The organism is Pseudomonas sp. LBUM1666 (genome assembly GCF_059695775.1).
Window position 1 is genome coordinate 2,257,792 of sequence record NZ_CP166789.1, and the last position, 19,071, is coordinate 2,276,862.

The 19,071-nt window shown below is 57.5% G+C and carries 17 protein-coding genes; 8 read left to right on the plus strand and 9 right to left on the minus strand.

Translation table 11 applies throughout. The features are described from left to right. Positions 1-232 precede the first annotated feature (232 nt). The 8 genes from ACA056_RS10230 (at position 233) to ACA056_RS10265 (ending at position 8,081) form a co-directional block, all read left to right on the plus strand. Positions 233-1,471 (plus strand): aminotransferase class I/II-fold pyridoxal phosphate-dependent enzyme, encoded by a 1,239-nt coding sequence (locus ACA056_RS10230; RefSeq protein WP_497272403.1) that lies wholly within the window; start codon positions 233-235, stop codon positions 1,469-1,471. 9 nt (positions 1,472-1,480) lie between these two features. Continuing rightward, a complete protein-coding gene (locus ACA056_RS10235; protein WP_497272405.1) occupies positions 1,481-2,308 on the plus strand; it encodes an HpcH/HpaI aldolase/citrate lyase family protein in 828 nt (275 codons plus the stop codon). Between the two features lie 10 nt (positions 2,309-2,318). Next, positions 2,319-2,843 (plus strand): MaoC family dehydratase, encoded by a 525-nt coding sequence (locus tag ACA056_RS10240; RefSeq protein ID WP_497272407.1) that lies wholly within the window; start codon positions 2,319-2,321, stop codon positions 2,841-2,843. A 69-nt stretch (positions 2,844-2,912) separates the two neighbouring features. Then, positions 2,913-3,962, plus strand: coding sequence for an ornithine cyclodeaminase family protein (locus tag ACA056_RS10245; protein ID WP_497272409.1), 1,050 nt, complete (start codon positions 2,913-2,915; stop codon positions 3,960-3,962). Between the two features lie 61 nt (positions 3,963-4,023). Then, positions 4,024-5,001, plus strand: a complete 978-nt coding sequence (locus ACA056_RS10250) for an NAD(P)-dependent oxidoreductase (RefSeq protein WP_497272411.1) — start codon at positions 4,024-4,026, stop codon at positions 4,999-5,001. Then, complete coding sequence (locus ACA056_RS10255) at positions 4,994-5,737, plus strand: class II aldolase/adducin family protein (protein WP_497272413.1); 744 nt, start codon at positions 4,994-4,996, stop codon at positions 5,735-5,737. Before ACA056_RS10250 ends, ACA056_RS10255 begins: the two co-directional genes overlap by 8 nt. Beyond that, positions 5,734-6,891 (plus strand): pyridoxal phosphate-dependent aminotransferase, encoded by a 1,158-nt coding sequence (locus ACA056_RS10260; protein WP_497272415.1) that lies wholly within the window; start codon positions 5,734-5,736, stop codon positions 6,889-6,891. Before ACA056_RS10255 ends, ACA056_RS10260 begins: the two co-directional genes overlap by 4 nt. Beyond that, positions 6,888-8,081 carry an MFS transporter gene (locus tag ACA056_RS10265; RefSeq protein WP_497272417.1) on the plus strand — a complete coding sequence of 398 codons (1,194 nt, stop codon included), beginning with the start codon at positions 6,888-6,890 and terminating at the stop codon, positions 8,079-8,081. The genes ACA056_RS10260 and ACA056_RS10265 overlap by 4 nt, the downstream gene beginning before the upstream one ends. Positions 8,082-8,206: 125 nt before the next feature. Here the strand turns inward: ACA056_RS10265 and aceA are convergent, their stop codons facing one another. From aceA to ACA056_RS10310, 9 genes are all read right to left on the minus strand, one after another. Then, complete coding sequence (gene aceA, locus ACA056_RS10270) at positions 8,207-9,532, minus strand: isocitrate lyase (protein WP_282377694.1); 1,326 nt, start codon at positions 9,530-9,532, stop codon at positions 8,207-8,209. 512 nt (positions 9,533-10,044) lie between these two features. Continuing rightward, complete coding sequence (locus tag ACA056_RS10275; protein WP_497272419.1) at positions 10,045-10,806, minus strand: secretin N-terminal domain-containing protein; 762 nt, start codon at positions 10,804-10,806, stop codon at positions 10,045-10,047. 154 nt (positions 10,807-10,960) lie between these two features. Then, entirely contained in the window at positions 10,961-11,386 is a 426-nt protein-coding gene (locus ACA056_RS10280; protein WP_017339601.1) for a GNAT family N-acetyltransferase, read from the minus strand. After that, on the minus strand, positions 11,379-12,548 hold the full coding sequence (locus tag ACA056_RS10285) for a ribosomal protein uL16 3-hydroxylase (RefSeq protein WP_497272421.1): 1,170 nt from the start codon (positions 12,546-12,548) through the stop codon (positions 11,379-11,381). The genes ACA056_RS10280 and ACA056_RS10285 overlap by 8 nt, the downstream gene beginning before the upstream one ends. Positions 12,549-12,634: 86 nt before the next feature. Continuing rightward, positions 12,635-14,005: an adenylosuccinate lyase gene (purB, locus tag ACA056_RS10290; RefSeq protein ID WP_027925117.1), complete on the minus strand. Its 1,371-nt coding sequence runs from the start codon at positions 14,003-14,005 to the stop codon at positions 12,635-12,637. A 126-nt stretch (positions 14,006-14,131) separates the two neighbouring features. Then, positions 14,132-14,755 carry a high frequency lysogenization protein HflD gene (gene hflD / locus ACA056_RS10295; RefSeq protein ID WP_497272423.1) on the minus strand — a complete coding sequence of 208 codons (624 nt, stop codon included), beginning with the start codon at positions 14,753-14,755 and terminating at the stop codon, positions 14,132-14,134. Next, positions 14,752-15,897, minus strand: a complete 1,146-nt coding sequence (gene mnmA, locus ACA056_RS10300; RefSeq protein ID WP_497272425.1) for a tRNA 2-thiouridine(34) synthase MnmA — start codon at positions 15,895-15,897, stop codon at positions 14,752-14,754. The genes hflD and mnmA overlap by 4 nt, the downstream gene beginning before the upstream one ends. Positions 15,898-15,956: 59 nt before the next feature. Beyond that, a complete protein-coding gene (locus ACA056_RS10305) occupies positions 15,957-16,403 on the minus strand; it encodes an NUDIX hydrolase (protein WP_497272427.1) in 447 nt (148 codons plus the stop codon). Positions 16,404-16,619: 216 nt separating this feature from the next. Further along, the gene (locus ACA056_RS10310) at positions 16,620-18,845 is read right to left on the minus strand and encodes an NADP-dependent isocitrate dehydrogenase (protein WP_497272429.1); all 2,226 of its coding nucleotides are present in this window, start codon (positions 18,843-18,845) and stop codon (positions 16,620-16,622) included. Between the last annotated feature and the right edge of the window lie 226 nt (positions 18,846-19,071).

Below are 19,071 nucleotides of genomic sequence, written 5' to 3' on the forward strand. Positions count from 1 at the left end.
TGTGACGCTGGTGGTGAGCTGTTGTTAGGTAAGCTCTGATCAGTCAGGTGGTGTTGTATTGGGTGTTTGTTTTATGGGTGTGTCATGGAGGTGCTTGATTAATCACCCTTGTGATGTTTATGCCCTTGGCGTCGAGAAAATGTGTAACGCTATATATGGTTTTTTCGTTGAATTAGTGATGAGTGCCAGTTTGTAAGTGTTCCTGTTATATAGGCTTATATTGAGGTCGTGTATGTCAGAGCAACAAAATAAGTATATTAATACCGCCAGGTCCGTCGAAATTGGTAATCCGTCCTGGGCGCTGGCGCAAAATTCGGGGTTGACCGATTTGAGTGTCAAGCATACTCAGCAGGGGCGTATGCAGGACCAGAACGGCCATTTGTTCATGAATATGTGCTCTTGTTCATATTTGGGTCTTGAGGTCGATGAGCGTCTGGCGCGACGCGCCGCGGATTATGTGCTGAGTAGCGGTACTGTAAATCTGCCCACCTCGCGTATCAGAATAAGATTGAAAGAGCTCGACGAGCTTGAAGACGCCTTGTCTGCCCATTTCAATTGTCGAGCCTTCACAGCGACTTCCTGCAGCGCGGGCATCGTCGCGTCTCTGCCCCTGCTGGCAGCGGGCATGTTCACCGATGGCCAGCGCCCCGTTTTGATCTTTGATAAATATGCCCATTTTGCACTGAACCAGGTCAAGGCCATCTGTGGTGATGAAACGCAGGTTGTCACGTGCAATCACAATGATGTCGATTTTATTGAGGATATGTGCAAGCGTCATTCCTTGGTCGCGTATGTTGCTGACGGTGCATACAGCATGGGAGGAAGTGCACCTATTGAGCGGTTGTTGGCGTTGCAGGATAAGTATGGACTGTTTCTCTATTTCGATGACTCTCATTCATTAAGTGCCTACGGCGAGCGGGGTGAGGGCTATATTCGTACTTTTATGCCTGAGCTCAATCCACGGACGATACTTGTTTATTCATTGGCCAAGGCATTTGGCGCCAATGGTGGCGGCATATTCATGTCAGAGAAGGCCAACTACCAGAGCATTTTTCGTCGGTTTGGCGGGCCGATGTCCTATTCGCAATATCTGAATCCTGCGGCTATAGGCGCGGCCATGGCTTCCCTGGATATTCATAAGACCAGTGAGCTTGGCGTTTTACAGCAGAAACTTAGTTCCAATATTCGTCTGTTCGACAGCTTGTTTGAGACGGAGCACGCGGGGTCGGGTCTACCGATTCGGGTTATTCCATTGGACAGTCCGGATATGGCGATTGCTGTTTCCGAGGGCGTCTTCAAACGAGGTTATTACACCTCGGCAGTATTCTTCCCCATCGTGGCCAGGAACAAATCCGGTTTGCGCGTGATGATGCGTGCCGATATGTCGCAAGAAGATGTCCGGAGTTTTTGTTCCGCTGTCAGGGCTGAGGTCGAAGAGACCCGCTTGAACCTGAAACCTGTCCAGCGTTGAGAGGTTGCGATGACTAATCCGATACCAAGAAGTTTATTGTATTGCTCCGCCTTGCACCCTGAGCAATACGCAAAGAGTGCTATGACGGATGTCATGGTGATTGATCTGGAGGACGGTGTTCCGCTCCCCAGGAAAGCTGAAGCCCGGTTGTGTGTCGAGCAGTTCTATCGGTCCTCAGTTGCACAGCGTACGGCACTGCGTATCAATCCTCTGCGTGATAATCAAGGGTTGCTAGATCTGTTGCTGGTGCAATCGCTTGAACAGCGGCCCGAGTTCATCGTCTTGGCCATGACCGAAGCGGCGGCCGAGATAGAGGTAGTGCGCGCCAATTTAAGTCGTCATGGAGAAAGTCCGAAAATCCTGGTCACCGTCGAAACACCGGCCTGTCTGCGGGATATTTACGCCATTGCATCCAGCGCCGACGGACTGATCTTTGGTTCCGCCGACTATGCGGCCAGCCTGGGTGTGCGGATTGGTGGCTGGAGCAACATCCTGCATGCGCGTGGGAGCATCGTCGCGGCTGCCAGCGCAGCGGGTATTCCCGCGTTCGACACCGCTTACTTCAATCTCGATGACGAATCAGGGCTAATGAAGGAATGCCAGGACACCCGGGAGTTGGGATTCAGTGGCAAGACCTCCATTCACCCAAGGCAGATCCCCATCATCAATGAGGTGTTCACCCCTTCCATCGCGGAGTACGAACATGCCCTGGCCGTTGTGCAGGCTGCGCAAAACAGTGGTGAAAAAATCACCCGGTTGAAGAATCTGATGGTGGGGCCGCCATTCGTGAAGCAAGCCCGCAAACTCATCCAGCGCGCCCAGGAACTGGGTCTTTGAGGAGAACGCCATGGAGCCGATGATTCCGGCCCACGAACGGATCGGTGCTAACCGCTACCGTGAGTCCTATGGGCTGCATTACGAGGAGTTTGTGGTGGGGGATGTATTCGAACACCGCCCCGGCCGAACTGTGACTGAGCTGGACAACATCTGGCAGTCACTGATGAACATGAACAACCATCCGGCACATATCGATGTTGCTTATGCACAGCGCACCGAGTTCAAAAAGTTGCTGGTCAACAGTTCGGTGACCTTGTCGATTATCAGCGGCATGACGGTAGCGACAATGAGCGCCCGGGCGATCGCCAACCTGGGCTGGGACGAAATTCGCCTGCCAAATCCGGTCTATGTCGGCGACACCTTGTACGCCGAGAGCGAGGTTGTCTCCAAGCGTGAATCCCGATCGCGTCCGGGCCAAGGCATCGTCACCATCAGGGTCATTGGTCGTAAGCAGGATGCCACTCCCGTGATCACTTACTTGCGCACCTTTCTGGTTCCAAAGCAGGGATATTCCCAGGACTACCCCGTCGGCTAGACGTCTGTCTTCAGCGGTGTTTCAGCCACCGGGATTGCGATGCCGGTGACTGGAGGCACTCAAGTACGAGTGCTGCCGGCCCGAGGATGGCCGGTACCTTCGAAAAGCTTTGATGGAAAAGGAAAAGCCATGCTGCTTCTTAATCGCGAAGATATCGGGCGTTGTGTCGAGTTGCCAAGGCTTGTCCGCGCACTCGAAAAAGCCCACCAAGGCTTTTCACTCTCGCCCCCCGTGGTTCCGCAACGCTCGATCATCACTCACGAGCGACAAAAAGCATTCTCTTTGTTCATGCCGGCCTTTTTGCCCGCAAGCCAGACGCTGGGTATCAAAGTGTCGTCGTTTCATCCCGGCAACGCAGTGCACGGGCTCTCGGCGGTCAATGGCGCGGTCTTGCTGATCGATATCGAAAGAGGGAGGTTATTGGCGATGCTCGACAGTGCCGCCCTGACGGCGATTCGTACCAGCGCCATGAGTGCGCTGGCGACGGACAAGCTCTGCCTGCGGGTGCGGCTCAATCTGGCGGTGATAGGGGCCGGAGCTCAGGCCGCGACGCATATCAAGGCGATGGCCGCTATCAGGGATCTTGGGCAGGTCAGGATATTTTCCCGTTGTCTGGCCCGCAGTGTCGCTTTGGCCGAGCGCCTGTCCATTGAGCTTTTGCAGCCGGTCGAGGCTGTCGAACGCATGGAGGATGCGCTGGCTGACGCGGACATTGTCTGCACGACAACTTCCCATGACAGCCCGCAGCCTTTGATTGGGGCGCATCAGCTCAAACCCGATGCCCATATCAATGCCATTGGGGGCAGTACGCTGCAGGCGTGTGAAATCGATCCCCGGTTGCTGGGCAATGCTCAGGTTCATGTCGATCATTTGGACGCCGCGTGCCGCGAGTCGGGCGAAATTGCCCAGGCGTTGGCGTTGTCGGTGATTGATCGCAAGGACGTCCGTGAGATCAGTGCCTTGACTGTCGAGCAGCGTTCGCCGGTAACCCGCAAACAAGGTCTGAGTTACTTCCGCAGCGTTGGACATGCCAGTCAAGACATGGTCGTTGCTGCCTGCCTATATGACGTGGCCAGGGCCGGGCACATCGGCAAACAGTGCGACTACTTCAGCGCCTGAAGTCGCCAGGCGCGAAATTTTGCATCGGGAATGCTACCGACTAGGGAAGGAAGAGATGCCTATGAATATTCTGATGATCGATTCGCAGAGAGTGAATTATGTCGACCCTGGGGAGTATGTCCGGGGTTCGGAGCATCAGCGCTATAGCCTAGAGGTGACATCCAGGCCCTCGGATGAGCAATTGGCCCGGGCCGACGGGATCATCGCCTTTCATTCGGTGGTCGTCGATGCGCCGCTGGTTGCCAGGATGCATCGTTGCCGCGCATTGGTTAAGGCAACCATCGGCCTCGATGATGTGGATGTCGAGGCATTGAGCGCGAAAGGCATTCTTTGCTCCAACATCGGCTCTGTGGGGGCGGAGGAAGTCGCGGAGCACGCCATGGCGTTGATCCTCTTCGCCCAGCGTAAGCTTTTCGACTACGCCAGGCACACTCGGCAAGGCGGCTGGAGCTGGCGAGCCCATACCGGCGAGGTGAAAGCCTGTGCAGACACGGTTCTGGGGTTGATTGGTTATGGCGCGACAGGGCGAGCATTGGCGCGCAGAGCGGCGGCTCTGGGTTACCGGATCTGCTTTTACGATCCCGGGGTCGAGCGCTGTGTCGAAGGTATTGCTCAGGGTGGCACGCTGGATTCGTTGCTCGATACGGCAAATGTCATATCACTGCATCTGCCTCTCACCCCGGACACCGTGCATTTAATGAACGATGCGAGATTTTCACGGATGAAGCACGGTGCGACCCTGGTCAATACCGCGCGAGGAGGCATCGTCGATACCGATGCTCTGCTCCGGGCCTTGCAGGCCGGGGTCGTGTCCATGGCACTGCTGGATGTCGTACAGGAGGAACCGGCACCTCCCCAGGCCCTGATCGAACATGAGCGTGTGTTATTGACGCCGCATGCCGCATTTTACAGCGAGCGTTCTCTGGCCCAATTGAAGGCCAATGCCTTGGAAACGATGCTGGGTCTGATACAGGGAAAAATAGCCAAAACAGTGGTTAATCCCGATTGCGTATCGGGGGAGGCAAAGGGATATGCCTGAATTGAAACTGGCGGGACTTGAATCTTCCCGAGCCGGGTTGCCGGCCTGGTTCGACGTGAAAATCGGCAACAGCATTGTTCAATACGGTCAGCGCCTGGCGGCGCGACAACTGCTGGTCAATACGCTGGGCAATGTCGCTGTACGCAGCCACTGCTCGTACTGGCAGCGCGAAGTGATCTACACCAAACACCGCGGCATCTCCCTGGAAGAGTGCGGTCTTGAACATCTGTCTGTGTTGGATATGCAATCCGATGAGCTTTTGCACGGTTGTTTCAGACCCAGCCTGGGGCACCAGATGCACCGGGAAATCATGCGTTGTCGCGCCGATGTCAATGCGACGGTGCATCTTCATCCCAATGAAGTCATTTCCTTCTTCGCTGTCATGCAGTGGCGTGAGATGGAGTATGTGTCGAACGACACGGCACTGGTAATGGGCAAGCCGCCGTGCATTCTCGGCGCGGGTATGAATGTCGAGCTGGATGTCAGTGCGATTGGCCGCTGCGCCAATGACACCAACTGCATTGTCATGCCCAGTCATGGCATTACCTGTTTTGGCCGCGACCTGTCCGAGGCGTTTCATCGTGCCGTGGCATTCACTGCGGAAATCACCCGGTTGATTACCAGCCAATACCTGTCGGCGGCTACGGGGAAGTCGGTGGTGTATGCCAGCGGTGAAGAGGTCAGGCAGATGTATGAGCTTGGCGAACAGGTGATCTATGGAGGGATGCACAAATGAAGTTTCACGATCACATCTCGTGTTCCGGATTATGGAAGGCGCCGGAGCGCGATCTTTCATCGGTATTGCTGGATCTGAATGAAAACCAGTTTTTACATAAGTTTCTGGCAGGGTTTATTGCCACCGAATTGAAGCCCCAGGATCTGTTTACCTACCCCAATTATCAGCCGCTCCTTAACGAGCTGGCAAAGTACTGCAAGGTTTCGACCGACAGTTTGCTGCTGACCAATGGGGCGGATCAGGCAATCGATCTGGTGATACGGTTACTGTTTTCGCCTGGGGATCGGGTGGTTGTTCCCTCTCCGGTTTTTTCCTTCTATTACCAGATGCTCGACGTCAATGGCGTGGTGCCGGTGATCGTGGGTTTCGAGAAACAAGCCGAAAAATTCGTGCTGCCCACCGAGGCTGTACTCGAATCCTTGCGAACCAGCCAGGGACTGATCCTGTGTAATCCCAACAATCCCCTGGGCGTATGCACCGATCCTGAGCAATTGAAAGTTCTTGTCGAGGCTTGTGTAAGGCAAGACAAGCCGATGATCGTTGACGAATGCTACTTTGAGTACCTGCAACAATCATGTCTGGATACGTTCAGCGCGGTCAGGCAGCTATTTGTCATTCGTTCGTTCTCCAAGTACTTCGGTCTTGCCGGGTTGCGCCTGGGGTATGTGGTCACGCGACCGGAATCAATTCGTGAATTGATGAAGGTGCGCGGCCCCTGGGATGTAAACCATGTGGCCGTGAAAGCTGCGCTGTTTTGCTTGCAGAACCAGGAAACCTTGCAGCAGGCGCACGACAATCTCGCGCAGATCAAGAGTGAAATTATCGAAGTCTGCCGGGCCAACTCGATCGTCGTGTACGAGAGCGATACGAACTTTCTGTTGCTGCAAGATGAGCACGATGGTCGTCTGGCCGACGCTTTCGCTCAGGCCAATATCCGCGTCAGCAACTGTTCACAGTACCCTCACAGCTTCGGCCTGCTCCACAATATGCTGCGTGTGGTTGTTCCTTCGGCGTCGGATCTCAAAACATTCCTGATGGCAATATTGCGAGAGCGCGGCAGTGCGGCTTGCTTGAGCGATGTGAAAATAAAGCGCCGGATGGCCGAAAGGGCCAGCGTTTCGAACTTGCGGAGCGTCAAGGTGATCCTCAAGTGACGGTGTGGCTGAAAAAGATTGGTCTGGCGGCAGGGATGCGCAATATCGTTTTTCTCCGATTGCTGTTCGTCATGGCCAACGCGTTGGGGCCTTTTGCTGCCTTGTTTTTCCAGTGGCACTACCAGCTCGACAGTTCTGCGGTGGCTTGGGTGATCACGCTGATGTCGGCGTTTTATCTGCTGGGCAATCTGTTGGGCGGGGCGCTGATCGGTCGTTGTTCCTTCCGGACACTTTTGATCTGTACCTCGTCCTGTTCATCGCTGTTTTTGTTGTTCGCTGCTGTATTCAGTTCATCGATTGCATCCATTGCGATGGTGCTGTTGTTCATGCTGTGCGCGGGCCTGATCACGCCGGTATTCAGTGTTCTTACGTCCCTGGCGGCGGACGAAAGTAATCGCATCGCCTCTTTTGGCTATCTGCACCTGGCCAGCAATTTGGGGGGAGCGTTGCTGTTCGTGATTGGTGGGTACTTGCTCGGCCTCGATAGCCACTATCTGATGCTGTTTGCGATGGTCGCCAGTGTGTTGTGCCTTTTAGCCAGTGTCTTTCTGGCGCTGCCGGAACGCCAGAGCACTGTGGCTGAAGCCAGAAGGGCTTCCATCGGCGCATTAGTCGATGTGCCAAGGATCGTGATCGTTGCAGGCGCCATGTTCTTTGCATTGTCGGTGCTGGATGCACAGCGCGAGTATCAGTTGCCTCTATGGCTTGATGGGGTGACGGCGGGGAAGGCCGCCGGCCTGTTCGGCGCGGTAGGTATCGTCAATGCGTTGCTAGTAGTCGTGTTGACGCAACCACTGATTGCAGTGACGTCGCGTTTCGGGGCGCTGACCAATCTGTCCCTGGCGGCGGTTTTTTACGGTATCGGATTTGGCGCCTATGCCTTTTTCGAGCAGACCATTGTGATCCTCTCGTTTGTTTTCTTCTGGACGCTGGGTGAGATTCTCGGCGTTACCTATGTCACTGCGTTGATTGCGCAGAAAACCACATTACAAACCCAGGCCAGTCTGTTCTCCCTTATTCCTATCCTGCTGGCGGGGGCGAGGATGGTGTCCGTAGGTATTGGTGCCTCGCTGATCACCGGGATCGGTTTCCAGCTGAGCTGGAGTATCTACGGGCTGTTGGGCATCTTGTTCGGGGGAGGTTGTCTACTGCTTGCTGCCAGGAGGAACCGCTACGCGACCTCAGTATGATCCGTCGAAGTGATGGAAAAAACGCGGACAAAAAAACGCCCCGAACCAGTCGGGGCGTTAGATGTGCGGCGTTGCGGTTAGCTTTCTATTCGGTCCGCAACGGCCGTTTGCTCAGGTGAAGCAGATCAGTGGAACTGTTCTTCTTCAGTCGAACCGGTCAGCGCGGTTACCGAAGACGAGCCACCTTGAATAACGGTGGTCATGTCGTCGAAGTAGCCGGTGCCCACTTCCTGCTGGTGAGCCACGAAGGTGTAACCCTTGGCAGCGTCAGCGAACTCTTGCTCTTGCAGCTTCACGTAGGCAGTCATGTCGTTGCGGGCGTAGTCGTGCGCCAGGTTGAACATGCTGTGCCACATGTTGTGAATGCCGGCCAGGGTGATGAACTGGTGCTTGTAACCCATGGCGGACAGTTCGCGCTGGAACTTGGCGATGGTCGCGTCGTCCAGGTTTTTCTTCCAGTTGAAGGAAGGCGAGCAGTTGTACGACAGCAGTTGGTCCGGGTATTCCTTTTTGATCGCTTCAGCGAAGCGACGAGCCTCGTCCAGGTCCGGCTTGGCGGTTTCGCACCAGATCAGGTCGGCGTACGGAGCGTAAGCCAAGCCGCGGGAGATGGCCTGGTCGAGACCAGCGCGCACTTTGTAGAAACCTTCCTGAGTACGTTCGCCAGTCACGAACTCTTTGTCGTACGGGTCGCAATCGGAAGTCAGCAGGTCAGCCGCGTTAGCGTCGGTACGAGCCAGAATGATGGTCGGAGTACCGGCAACGTCAGCCGCCAGACGAGCAGCGGTCAGCTTCTGTACAGCTTCCTGGGTAGGAACCAGTACTTTGCCGCCCATGTGGCCACATTTTTTCACGGAAGCCAGTTGGTCTTCGAAGTGAACGCCGGCAGCGCCTGCTTCGATCATGCTCTTCATCAGCTCGTAAGCGTTCAGTACGCCGCCGAAACCGGCTTCGGCGTCCGCCACGATTGGAGCGAAGTAGTCGATGTAACCTTCGTCGCCCGGACCTTTGCCGGCTTTCCACTGGATCTGGTCAGCACGACGGAACGAGTTGTTGATGCGCTTGACCACGGTTGGAACCGAATCCACCGGGTACAGCGACTGGTCCGGGTACATCGATTCTGCGGAGTTGTTGTCCGCAGCGACTTGCCAGCCCGACAGGTAGATCGCCTGGATACCGGCTTTAACTTGTTGTACAGCCTGGCCGCCGGTCAGGGCGCCCATGCAGTTGACGAAATCTTTCTCAGGACGGAAGGACGGCTTGGCGCCCTGGGTCACCAGGTTCCAAAGCTTCTCGGCGCCCAATTTTGCAAAGGTGTGCTCAGGTTGAACCGAGCCACGCAGGCGGACGACGTCAGCAGCGGAGTAAGCGCGTGTCACGCCTTTCCAGCGTGGGTTTTCAGCCCAATCTTTTTCGAGGGCTGCAATTTGCTGTTCGCGTGTCAGTGCCATGGGGATAAACCTCGTCGCGTCTTTAATCGAAAGTGGTTCTGGGTGGACAATTCCTGCGTGCCAAGTACGCCTTTCAAGGGGGGGCGTAAAAGGCTGCTCGCTGACCAGAAGCTTAGGTGGTCAAGTCGGATTCGGCGGGGATGGCGACGGGATGAACGATGGGCTCGAGGGGAAGTGAGCAGGTAAGGGCGAACTGGCGAGCGCATTCGGGCGTCGTGGGCCTTGGTGCGAACTTCAGTGTGGAGCCGGGTTACCTAATTACGCTTCCGTCCCTCGGGACAACTTCGTTCCAGTCGGCAACCTCGTCAAACACACCTTGTGGGCGGTACAGACACGAAGCGGCTCGCGGGGTACTTGCGAGCGTCGCCTCGAAGGCCCTTGCCAGGGCCCCTGATTAGCGGGAGCGAGGCCATCATGCCTTTGCTTTTTTGTATCGTCAAACGTTTTGTAGTGCTTTTTTTATGGCACTACATCTTTGGTCTAATACGACTAATCAGTCAGTTTTTGGTGGTTTAGTCCAAAGTATCGACTTTCACCCGCAGGGTCATGTCGTCACGGCCCTGAGTCGAGTAGCTGCGGGTCTGGCCCTGTTTGTCGGCCTGAGTCTGGCGGTTCACGCCGGCCAGGGTGATCCATTCACCCAGTCGCCCCGTGACAGTTGTGTCGGTACTTTGCACATTCACTACATCGGGACGTTCCTGGCTCAGGCGGTCACGATTAGTACTGATCGCCAGGTGAACGATGTCGCCGGTGACGCTGGCCGTGACGTAGAAACCTTGGGTGACGTTGCGGTATTCGGTCTGGCTTCGCAGATCGCCGTAGGAATCGGTCTGAGTGCTGGTGAGCGGAACGCTCTGGCCGACCTGGATCAGTGCCGGCGCCCCTTCGCTGGCCTGGATCTGCTGAATCCCGCCGTCACGGCTGTCGGTGCTGCGGTTGATGATGCGGGTCTGACTCGGTTTTGCGCCGTTTACCGAGTAACCCTGATCACCCTGAAAGTTGTTTTCGTTGGTGTCGACAGTGATCAACAGACGTTTGGCGGCCACATCGAGTTGCGTGATCAAGGCCTTAAGTTCGTCGATCTTGCGCTGATCGGCATTGACAATTAGCTGGTTGCCGTAGGCGCTGACCTGGCCATCCTTGCCGATGAAATCCTGCGCCATCGGCAGCATGTCGTCGCTGGTGCGGTAGTTCAGCGGCACGATCTCGGTGGCTGCCATGGCCGAAAAACTGCAGCTCATCAGCAGCGTGGTGAGCAGGGTGCGTAGGGACATATCCGTTATCTCCGACATCTTGAAGTGTTGATATTGCCAGTTTGTCGGCCCGGCGTGGGGCAAGTTGAATCGTAGACAGCAAAACGCCCCGGCATCCGAAGACGGCGGGGCATTTTGTGGTGTTCTCTGTGGCGAGGGGGCTTGCCACAGGGTGTCAGGCTGAGTGCCGCACCATGTCCACATGCGGAATGCCTGCTTCCAGGAATTCCTCACTGACCAGGCTGAAGCCCAAGCGCTCATAGAACGCGGTGGCCTGCACTTGCGCGCTCAACATCTGCTGCTTCAGTCCGCGCTTTTCGGCTTCACCGATCACCGCTTGCATCAGCGCATCGCCGACTTTCAAGCCTCGCCAGTCTTTCAGCACCGACACCCGGCCGACGTGGCCATCGGGCAGCAGGCGGGCGGTGCCAATCGGAAAGTCGCCTTCGAAGGCCAGAAAATGCACCGCCGTTGCGTCATCAGCATCCCATTCCAGCTCAGGCGGAACGGATTGCTCGGCGATGAACACCGTCTCACGAATGCGCCGGATCTCGGCGTTGTCCTTTTGCCAGTCTGCGACACGTACGTGAATTTTATTCATCAGCAAACCCCAGACTTCCTTGCTTGATCAGTTCACACAGCAGGCCGCGACCGTCTTCGTCGCTCAGCCAGTCACCGAGGTTGTCGGTGTGCAGGGCGTCGGCGGCGCAGATCATTTTCAGCAGTTCGCGCAGTTTGCCCGGCAGGTAACGGCTCTGACCGCTGGCGAACAGCAACAGGTCGTCATCCACTTCAGACCAGGCCATGCGGGCGCTCGGGTTGCGGATCAATACCGCGCCTTGCTCAAGACTGGTGAGCAGGTCTTCTTCTTCGATTTCTTCCGGGCCAGCCACCAGTTCCGGATAACGCGGTTCGGTCATGAACTGGCCAAACCAGGTCAGCAGCAGGCGTTCGTCGCTCATGTGTTCGGCCAGCAGGCCTTTCAAGCGATCAAGAGCGTCGTGCTGGATCTGATGCGGATCGACAGCAGGCAGAGCGTCGGCGTCGGTGTAGCGTTCTTCGTCCGGCAGGAACTGGCTGAGGAAGTCGGTGAAGTGAGTCAGCACTTCAGCGGCGCTCGGCGCACGGAAACCGACCGAGTAAGTCAGGCAGTCATCAACGGCAACGCCGCAATGGGCCAGGCGCGGCGGCAGGTAGAGCATGTCGCCCGGTTCCAGAACCCATTCGTCGGTCGCTTCGAAGTCGGCAAGGATGCGCAGGTCGGCGTGTTGCAGCAGCTTGCTCTCGGAATCGCACATCTGGCCAATTTTCCAGTTGCGCTTGCCGTGACCTTGCAGCAGGAACACGTCGTAGTTATCGAAGTGCGGACCGACGCTGCCACCCGGGGCGGCGAAGCTGATCATCACATCGTCGATACGCCAGCTCGGCAGGAAGCGGAAGTTTTCCAGCAGCTCGGCGACTTCCGGTACGAATTGGTCGACGGCTTGAACCAGCAGGGTCCAGTCGCGTTCCGGCAGTTTGCTGAATTCGTCTTCGGCAAACGGGCCGCGGCGCAATTCCCAAGGGCGCTCGCCGTGCTCGATCACCAAGCGCGATTCGACTTCTTCTTCCAGCGCCAGGCCGGCCAGTTCGTCGGCATCGATCGGGCTTTCGAAGTCAGGAATCGCCTGGCGGATCAGCAGCGGTTTTTTCTGCCAGTAGTCGCGCAGGAATTCGCGCGCCGTGATGCCGCCCAGAAGTTGAAGAGGAATATCAGGATTCATGTGTAACCTATTGAAAAAAAGTACTTTTCAGACGGGAATAAAAACGCCCGGCGCTGCCGGGCGTCTCAAAAGGGTAAAGCGGTCGATCAGATGCGCTTGGCTTGCTCTACAGCGTTACCGATGTAGTTCGCCGGGGTGAGCAATTTCAGCTCGGCCTTCGCGGCTGCTGGCATGTCCAGACCGTCGATGAAAGTTTGCAGTGCTTCGGGGCTGATGCCCTTGCCACGGGTCAACTCTTTCAGCTTTTCGTACGGGTTTTCGATGTTGTAGCGACGCATCACGGTCTGGATTGGCTCAGCCAATACTTCCCAGCATGCGTCCAGGTCGGCAGCAATCTTCTGAGCGTTGAGCTCGAGTTTGCTGATGCCCTTGAGGCTGGCTTCGTACGCGATCACGCTGTGGGCGAAGCCGACACCAAGGTTGCGCAATACGGTGGAGTCGGTCAGGTCGCGTTGCCAGCGGGAGATCGGCAGCTTGCTCGCCAGGTGCTGGAACAGTGCGTTGGCGATACCCAGGTTGCCTTCGGAGTTCTCGAAGTCGATCGGGTTGACCTTGTGCGGCATGGTCGACGAACCGATTTCGCCAGCGATGGTGCGCTGCTTGAAATAGCCCAGGGAGATGTAGCCCCAGATGTCGCGGTCGAAGTCGATCAGGATGGTGTTGAAGCGCGCGATCGCGTCGAACAGCTCGGCGATGTAGTCGTGCGGTTCGATCTGCGTGGTGTACGGGTTGAAGCCCAGGCCCAGCTCGTCTTCGATGAAGGCGCGGGCGTTCTCTTCCCAGTCGATCTCAGGGTAGGCCGACAGGTGAGCGTTGTAGTTGCCGACAGCGCCGTTGATCTTGCCCAGCAGCGGAACGGCAGCGACTTGAGCGATTTGACGCTCCAGACGGTAAACCACGTTCGCCAGCTCTTTGCCCAGGGTGGTCGGCGAGGCCGGTTGACCGTGGGTGCGCGACAGCATCGGCACGTCGGCGAAACGGATGGCCAGTTCGCGGATGGCTTCGGCGGTCTGGCGCATCAGCGGCAGCATCACGTCATCACGGCCTTCGCGCAGCATCAGGGCGTGGGACAGGTTGTTGATGTCCTCGCTGGTGCAGGCAAAGTGGATGAATTCGCTGACAGCGGCCAGTTCCGGCAGCTTGGCCGCTTGCTCTTTGAGCAGGTACTCAATGGCTTTGACGTCGTGGTTGGTGGTGCGCTCGATCTCTTTGACACGCTCGGCGTGCTCCAGAGCGAAATTTTCCGCCAGGGTATTCAGCACAGCGTTGGCTTCGGCGGAGAACGCCGGCACTTCGCTGATGCCAGGGTGAGCGGCCAGGCGCTGGAGCCAGCGCACTTCAACCAGAACGCGAGCACGGATCAGGCCGTATTCGCTGAAAATTGGGCGCAGGGCCTGGGTTTTGCCGGCGTAGCGGCCGTCAACAGGGGAAACCGCAGTGAGCGAAGAAAGCTGCATGGGGTGTTCTCGGACAGTCGGGCAACGAAATGGGGCGCGTATCATACATGAAAAAATCCGCCGGTCCGTTGCCAACTGACCAGCGTCTTACGCGTTACAAATTACAAATGGTCTTGCGGGCGCGGTTCAGCTGCTGCGCATCAGCGGGTAAAGCTCTTTCAGCAACTTGCGACGGCTGATCACCAGCTGCCAGCGATGACCGCCCAACTGCCGCCACAGGCGTGCCGAACGAATTCCAGCCAGTAACAGGGCGCGGATTTTCGAAGCGTTGCTTGGTTGCTGCAGGTTGCGCATGTCGCCATGGACCTGAATTCGCTGGCGCAGGGTGCTCAGGGTGTCCTGGTACAGCGCACCGCAGGCGGCAATCACGTTTTCGTGCGCCGGACCGAAGTGCTCGACCTGGGACTGAATCTGCGGCAGGCGCTTGCCGATCTCGTCCAGCATGTCGCCGCGCTTGGCCAATTGACGCTCCAGGCCGAGCATCGCCAGCGCATAGCGCAGCGGTTCGCGCTGAAGGGTGCTCGGGTCGCGCTCCAGGGCGCCGATCAATGCGCGATAGCCTTCACGCAGATTGATGTCGTCGCCACCGTACACTTCCAGGGTGTCCTTGGGGTCGCGAATCAGCAGGCTGCCGAGCATGCACGTCAGGCCGGCTTCGGCGGTCTGGCCGGTCTTGGCGATCTTGTCGACCAGCACGGCGGCGAGGAACACGCCGCCCAGGGCCGTCAGTTGCTCCTGAGTCGGGTTCATTGCTGCTCGCCTTGAGCCGTGACTTTGCTGGTCCACGGCTCCGCGACTTCAATCACGCCGCCGCCGAGGCAGATTTCACCGTCGTAGAACACCACGGACTGGCCTGGGGTGACCGCGCGTTGCGGGTCATCGAAGGTTGCGCGGTAGCCGGTGGCGGTTTTTTCCAGTGTGCAGGGTTGATCGCTCTGGCGATAACGGACCTTGGCGGTCAGCTTGCGCGGCTCGGTCAAATCGACCGGGTTGACCCAATAAATGTCTGAAGCGAGCAGGGCGCGGGAGAACAGATACGGATGGTCATTGCCCTGGCCAACGATCAATTCGTTGTGTTCCAGGTCTTTGATCAGCACGTACCAAGGCTCGTCACTGGCGTCTTTCAGGCCGCCGATGCCCAGGCCCTGGCGCTGGCCGATGGTGTGGTACATCAAGCCGTGGTGACGGCCGATGACTTCGCCTTCGGTGGTCTTGATCTCGCCTGGCTGGGCCGGAAGATATTGCTTGAGGAAGTCGCTGAAGCGGCGTTCGCCGATAAAGCAGATTCCGGTGGAATCCTTTTTCTTCGCGGTGGCGAGTTCGTGTTTCTCGGCAATCGCGCGCACTTCGGGTTTTTCCAGCTCGCCGACCGGGAACAGGGTCTTGGCGATCTGTTCGCCGCCGACGGCGTGCAGGAAGTAGCTCTGGTCCTTGTTCGGGTCCAGGCCCTTGAGCAATTCGGTACGGCCATCGATATCGCGGCGACGCACGTAGTGGCCGGTGGCGATCAGGTCGGCGCCAAGCATCATGGCGTAGTCGAGGAACGCCTTGAACTTGATCTCGCGGTTACACAGGATGTCCGGGTTCGGCGTGCGACCGGCCTTGTACTCGGCCAGGAAATGCTCGAACACGTTGTCCCAGTACTCGGCGGCGAAGTTGGCGGTGTGCAGCTTGATGCCAATCTTGTCGCACACGGCCTGGGCGTCTGCCAGGTCATCCATGGCGGTGCAGTATTCCGTTCCATCGTCTTCTTCCCAGTTCTTCATGAACAGGCCTTCCACCTCATAACCCTGCTCGATCAGCAGGAGAGCGGAAACGGAAGAGTCCACGCCGCCGGACATGCCGACAATGACGCGCTTCTTTTGTGTGTCAGAAGGGGCTGGATCACGCATAGGGATTCAATGAGTGTCTTGAAAAAGGACGCGATTCTAACAGGCCGAAGCCCGCAAGGCTAAAGAGAAGGGCGGATCAGTTCGAGGCCGAAGCGTTTGCCGTCCAGATAATCATCAATACAGCGGATGATCAGCTCACTGCGCCAGTTTGCGCGCTGTGCCAGCAGTTCGTCACGCGTCAGCCATTTTGCGCCGACGATGCCGTCGTCCAGCTGATAGTCGGGGTGATGTTTCAGCGGGTTTGCAGTGAAGCAGACCCGCTGATAAGTCACGCCGTTGCTCGGGGCGGTGTAGAGGTAAATGCCCACCACGCCAGTCGGCTCGACGTCCCAGCCGGTTTCCTCGAGGGTTTCGCGCACGGCGGCTTCGATCAGGGTTTCGTCCGGGTCGAGGTGGCCGGCGGGCTGGTTGAGCACCGTTCGTCCGCCCTTGGATTCTTCGACCATCAGGAAGCGGCCGTTGTCTTCGACGATAGTCGCGACAGTGATGTGGGGTAGCCAATCCATAAAGCTTCCTCAATTTCAAATGTTGGAATAAAGATCAATGTGGGAGCGAGCTTGCTCGCGATAGCGGCGGGTCAGTCGACATCAATGCTGAATGATATATCGCTATCGCGAGCAAGCTCGCTCCCACGGGGTTCGGTTTCGGCAGATAGATATGTGTGAACGCCACAAACACAAACCCCGGCACGGGGCCGGGGTTTGTGATGTTCCCTTACAACCTTAAACCAGCGCAGCGATCGCGGCGTTGAAGGTGTTGCTCGGGCGCATGGCCTTGCTGATCAGTTCGGCATTGGCGTGGTAGTAACCGCCGATGTCCACTGGCTTGCCCTGTACGGCGTTGAGCTCGGCAACGATGGTTGCTTCGTTCTCGGTCAAGGTCTTGGCCAGTTCGCCGAACTGCGCTTGCAGTGCAGCGTCTTCGGTCTGGGCAGCCAGGGCTTGAGCCCAGTACAGCGCCAGGTAGAAGTGGCTGCCGCGGTTGTCGATGTTGCCGACTTTGCGCGATGGCGACTTGTTGTTGTCCAGGAACTGGCCAGTGGCCTGATCCAGGGTCTTGGCCAGTACCAGCGCCTTGGGGTTGTTGTAGGTAACACCCAGGTGCTCAAGGGAGGCGGCCAGGGCCAGGAACTCGCCCAGAGAATCCCAGCGCAGGAAGTTCTCTTCCAGCAACTGTTGAACGTGCTTCGGTGCCGAACCGCCGGCGCCGGTTTCGAACAGACCGCCGCCGTTCATCAGCGGAACGATCGACAGCATCTTGGCGCTGGTGCCCAGCTCCATGATCGGGAACAGGTCAGTCAGGTAGTCGCGCAGTACGTTACCGGTCACCGAGATGGTGTCCTTGCCTTCGCGAGTGCGGCCCAGGGTGAAGGCCATCGCGTCGACTGGCGACATGATGCGGGTGTCCAGGCCGGACGTGTCGTGATCCTTCAGGTAAGCCTGAACTTTCTCGATCACTACACCGTCGTGGGCGCGCATTGGGTCCAGCCAGAAGATCGCTGGAGTTGCGCTTGCGCGAGCACGGTTGACGGCCAGTTTGACCCAGTCCTGGATCGGCGCGTCTTTGGTCTGGCACATGCGGAAGATGTCGCCGGCTTCAACCGACTGTTCCAGCAGGGTGCGGCCAGCGCCATCGGAAACCCGAACTACGCCGTTTGCCTTGATCTGGAAAGTCTTGTCGTGGGAACCGTACTCTTCGGCTTTTTTCGCCATCAGGCCAACGTTTGGCACGCTGCCCATGGTGGTTGGATCGAAAGCGCCGTGCAGCTTGCAGTCTTCGATTACCGCCTGGTAGATGGTGGCGTAGCAGCGATCCGGGATCACAGCCTTGGTGTCGTGCAGCTGACCGTCAGTGCCCCACATTTTGCCGGAGTCACGGATCATCGCCGGCATCGAGGCGTCGACGATAACGTCGCTCGGCACGTGCAGGTTGGTGATGCCTTTGTCGGAGTTGACCATGGCCAACGACGGACGATCGGCGTAGACCGCCTGGATGTCCGCTTCTATCTGCGCTTGCTGATCGCTAGGCAGGGCCTTGATGCGAGCGTAAAGGTCGCCGATGCCGTTGTTCAGGTTGAAGCCGATCTGCGCCAGCACGTCAGCGTGCTTGGCCAGTGCGTCTTTATAGAACTCGGCAACGATCTGGCCGAACATGATCGGGTCGGAGACCTTCATCATGGTGGCTTTCAAGTGAACCGACAGCAGCACGCCTTTGGCTTTGGCGTCGTCGATCTCGGCAGCAATGAAGCTGCGCAGGGCGTTTTTGCTCAGTACGGCGCAATCGAGGATCTCACCGGCTTGCACGGTGGTTTTTTCTTTCAGGACGGTGGTGGTGCCGTCTTGAGCGATCAGTTCGATTTTGACGGCGTCAGCGGCGTCGATCAGGGCAGCTTTTTCGCTGCCGTAGAAATCGCCGGTGCTCATGTGCGCAACGTGGGACTTGGAGTCCGCAGCCCAGGCGCCCATTTTGTGCGGGTGCTTGCGCGCGTAGTTCTTGACCGACAGTGGTGCACGACGATCAGAGTTGCCTTCGCGCAGAACCGGGTTCACGGCGCTGCCCTTGATTTTGTCGTAACGCGACTTGGCGAGCTTGTCGGCGTCGCTGGTCACGGTTTCCGGGTAGTCAGGCAGTGCGAAGCCCTGGGCTTGCAGTTCCTTGATCGCGGCTTGCAGTTGCGGAACCGAGGCGCTGATGTTCGGCAACTTGATGATGTTGGCTTCAGGCGTAACGGCCAGGTCGCCCAGTTCGGCGAGGTGGTCGGCTACGGCTTTGTCACCCAGTTGCTCGGGGAAGCTGGCCAGGATGCGCCCTGCAAGAGAGATATCGCGGGTTTCCACGGCGATATCAGCGGAGGCGGTGAAGGCCTCTACGATAGGCAACAGTGAATAGGTGGCGAGGGCGGGAGCTTCGTCGGTGAAGGTATAGATGATCTTCGAGCGGGTGGGCATATTCGGATTAACTCTCTCTTCTTTGCTAAAGCGTGCGCAGAAAAACTCGAGGGGCGCCGGGTAAGCGCGTTCGTTCAAAGTCATCCATGAGCCGAATGTCGAGATTTCTTCGCGGTGATGTTGGGTGCATCAGTCGAGCGTCAAGCGGGTGGACTGCGGTAACAGTCCGGCTTTTTCGGGCCGAGGTCTCGTCATAGAGCGGTCGGCCGTCGTGACTCTGTGGTCA

Bases quoted from the DNA above. Each gene is read 5' to 3' on its own strand.
- ACA056_RS10255 (WP_497272413.1), top strand. From the start codon at position 4,994: ATGCCTGAATTGAAACTGGCGGGACTTGAATCTTCCCGAGCCGGGTTG.
- ACA056_RS10285 (WP_497272421.1), bottom strand. From the start codon at position 12,548: ATGAATCCTGATATTCCTCTTCAACTTCTGGGCGGCATCACGGCGCGC.
- ACA056_RS10250 (WP_497272411.1), top strand. From the start codon at position 4,024: ATGAATATTCTGATGATCGATTCGCAGAGAGTGAATTATGTCGACCCT.
- ACA056_RS10230 (WP_497272403.1), top strand. From the start codon at position 233: ATGTCAGAGCAACAAAATAAGTATATTAATACCGCCAGGTCCGTCGAA.
- ACA056_RS10240 (WP_497272407.1), top strand. From the start codon at position 2,319: ATGGAGCCGATGATTCCGGCCCACGAACGGATCGGTGCTAACCGCTAC.
- ACA056_RS10235 (WP_497272405.1), top strand. From the start codon at position 1,481: ATGACTAATCCGATACCAAGAAGTTTATTGTATTGCTCCGCCTTGCAC.
- ACA056_RS10260 (WP_497272415.1), top strand. From the start codon at position 5,734: ATGAAGTTTCACGATCACATCTCGTGTTCCGGATTATGGAAGGCGCCG.
- ACA056_RS10280 (WP_017339601.1), bottom strand. From the start codon at position 11,386: ATGAATAAAATTCACGTACGTGTCGCAGACTGGCAAAAGGACAACGCC.
- ACA056_RS10305 (WP_497272427.1), bottom strand. From the start codon at position 16,403: ATGGATTGGCTACCCCACATCACTGTCGCGACTATCGTCGAAGACAAC.
- ACA056_RS10310 (WP_497272429.1), bottom strand. From the start codon at position 18,845: ATGCCCACCCGCTCGAAGATCATCTATACCTTCACCGACGAAGCTCCC.
- hflD (WP_497272423.1), bottom strand. From the start codon at position 14,755: ATGAACCCGACTCAGGAGCAACTGACGGCCCTGGGCGGCGTGTTCCTC.
- purB (WP_027925117.1), bottom strand. From the start codon at position 14,005: ATGCAGCTTTCTTCGCTCACTGCGGTTTCCCCTGTTGACGGCCGCTAC.
- ACA056_RS10275 (WP_497272419.1), bottom strand. From the start codon at position 10,806: ATGTCCCTACGCACCCTGCTCACCACGCTGCTGATGAGCTGCAGTTTT.
- aceA (WP_282377694.1), bottom strand. From the start codon at position 9,532: ATGGCACTGACACGCGAACAGCAAATTGCAGCCCTCGAAAAAGATTGG.
- mnmA (WP_497272425.1), bottom strand. From the start codon at position 15,897: ATGCGTGATCCAGCCCCTTCTGACACACAAAAGAAGCGCGTCATTGTC.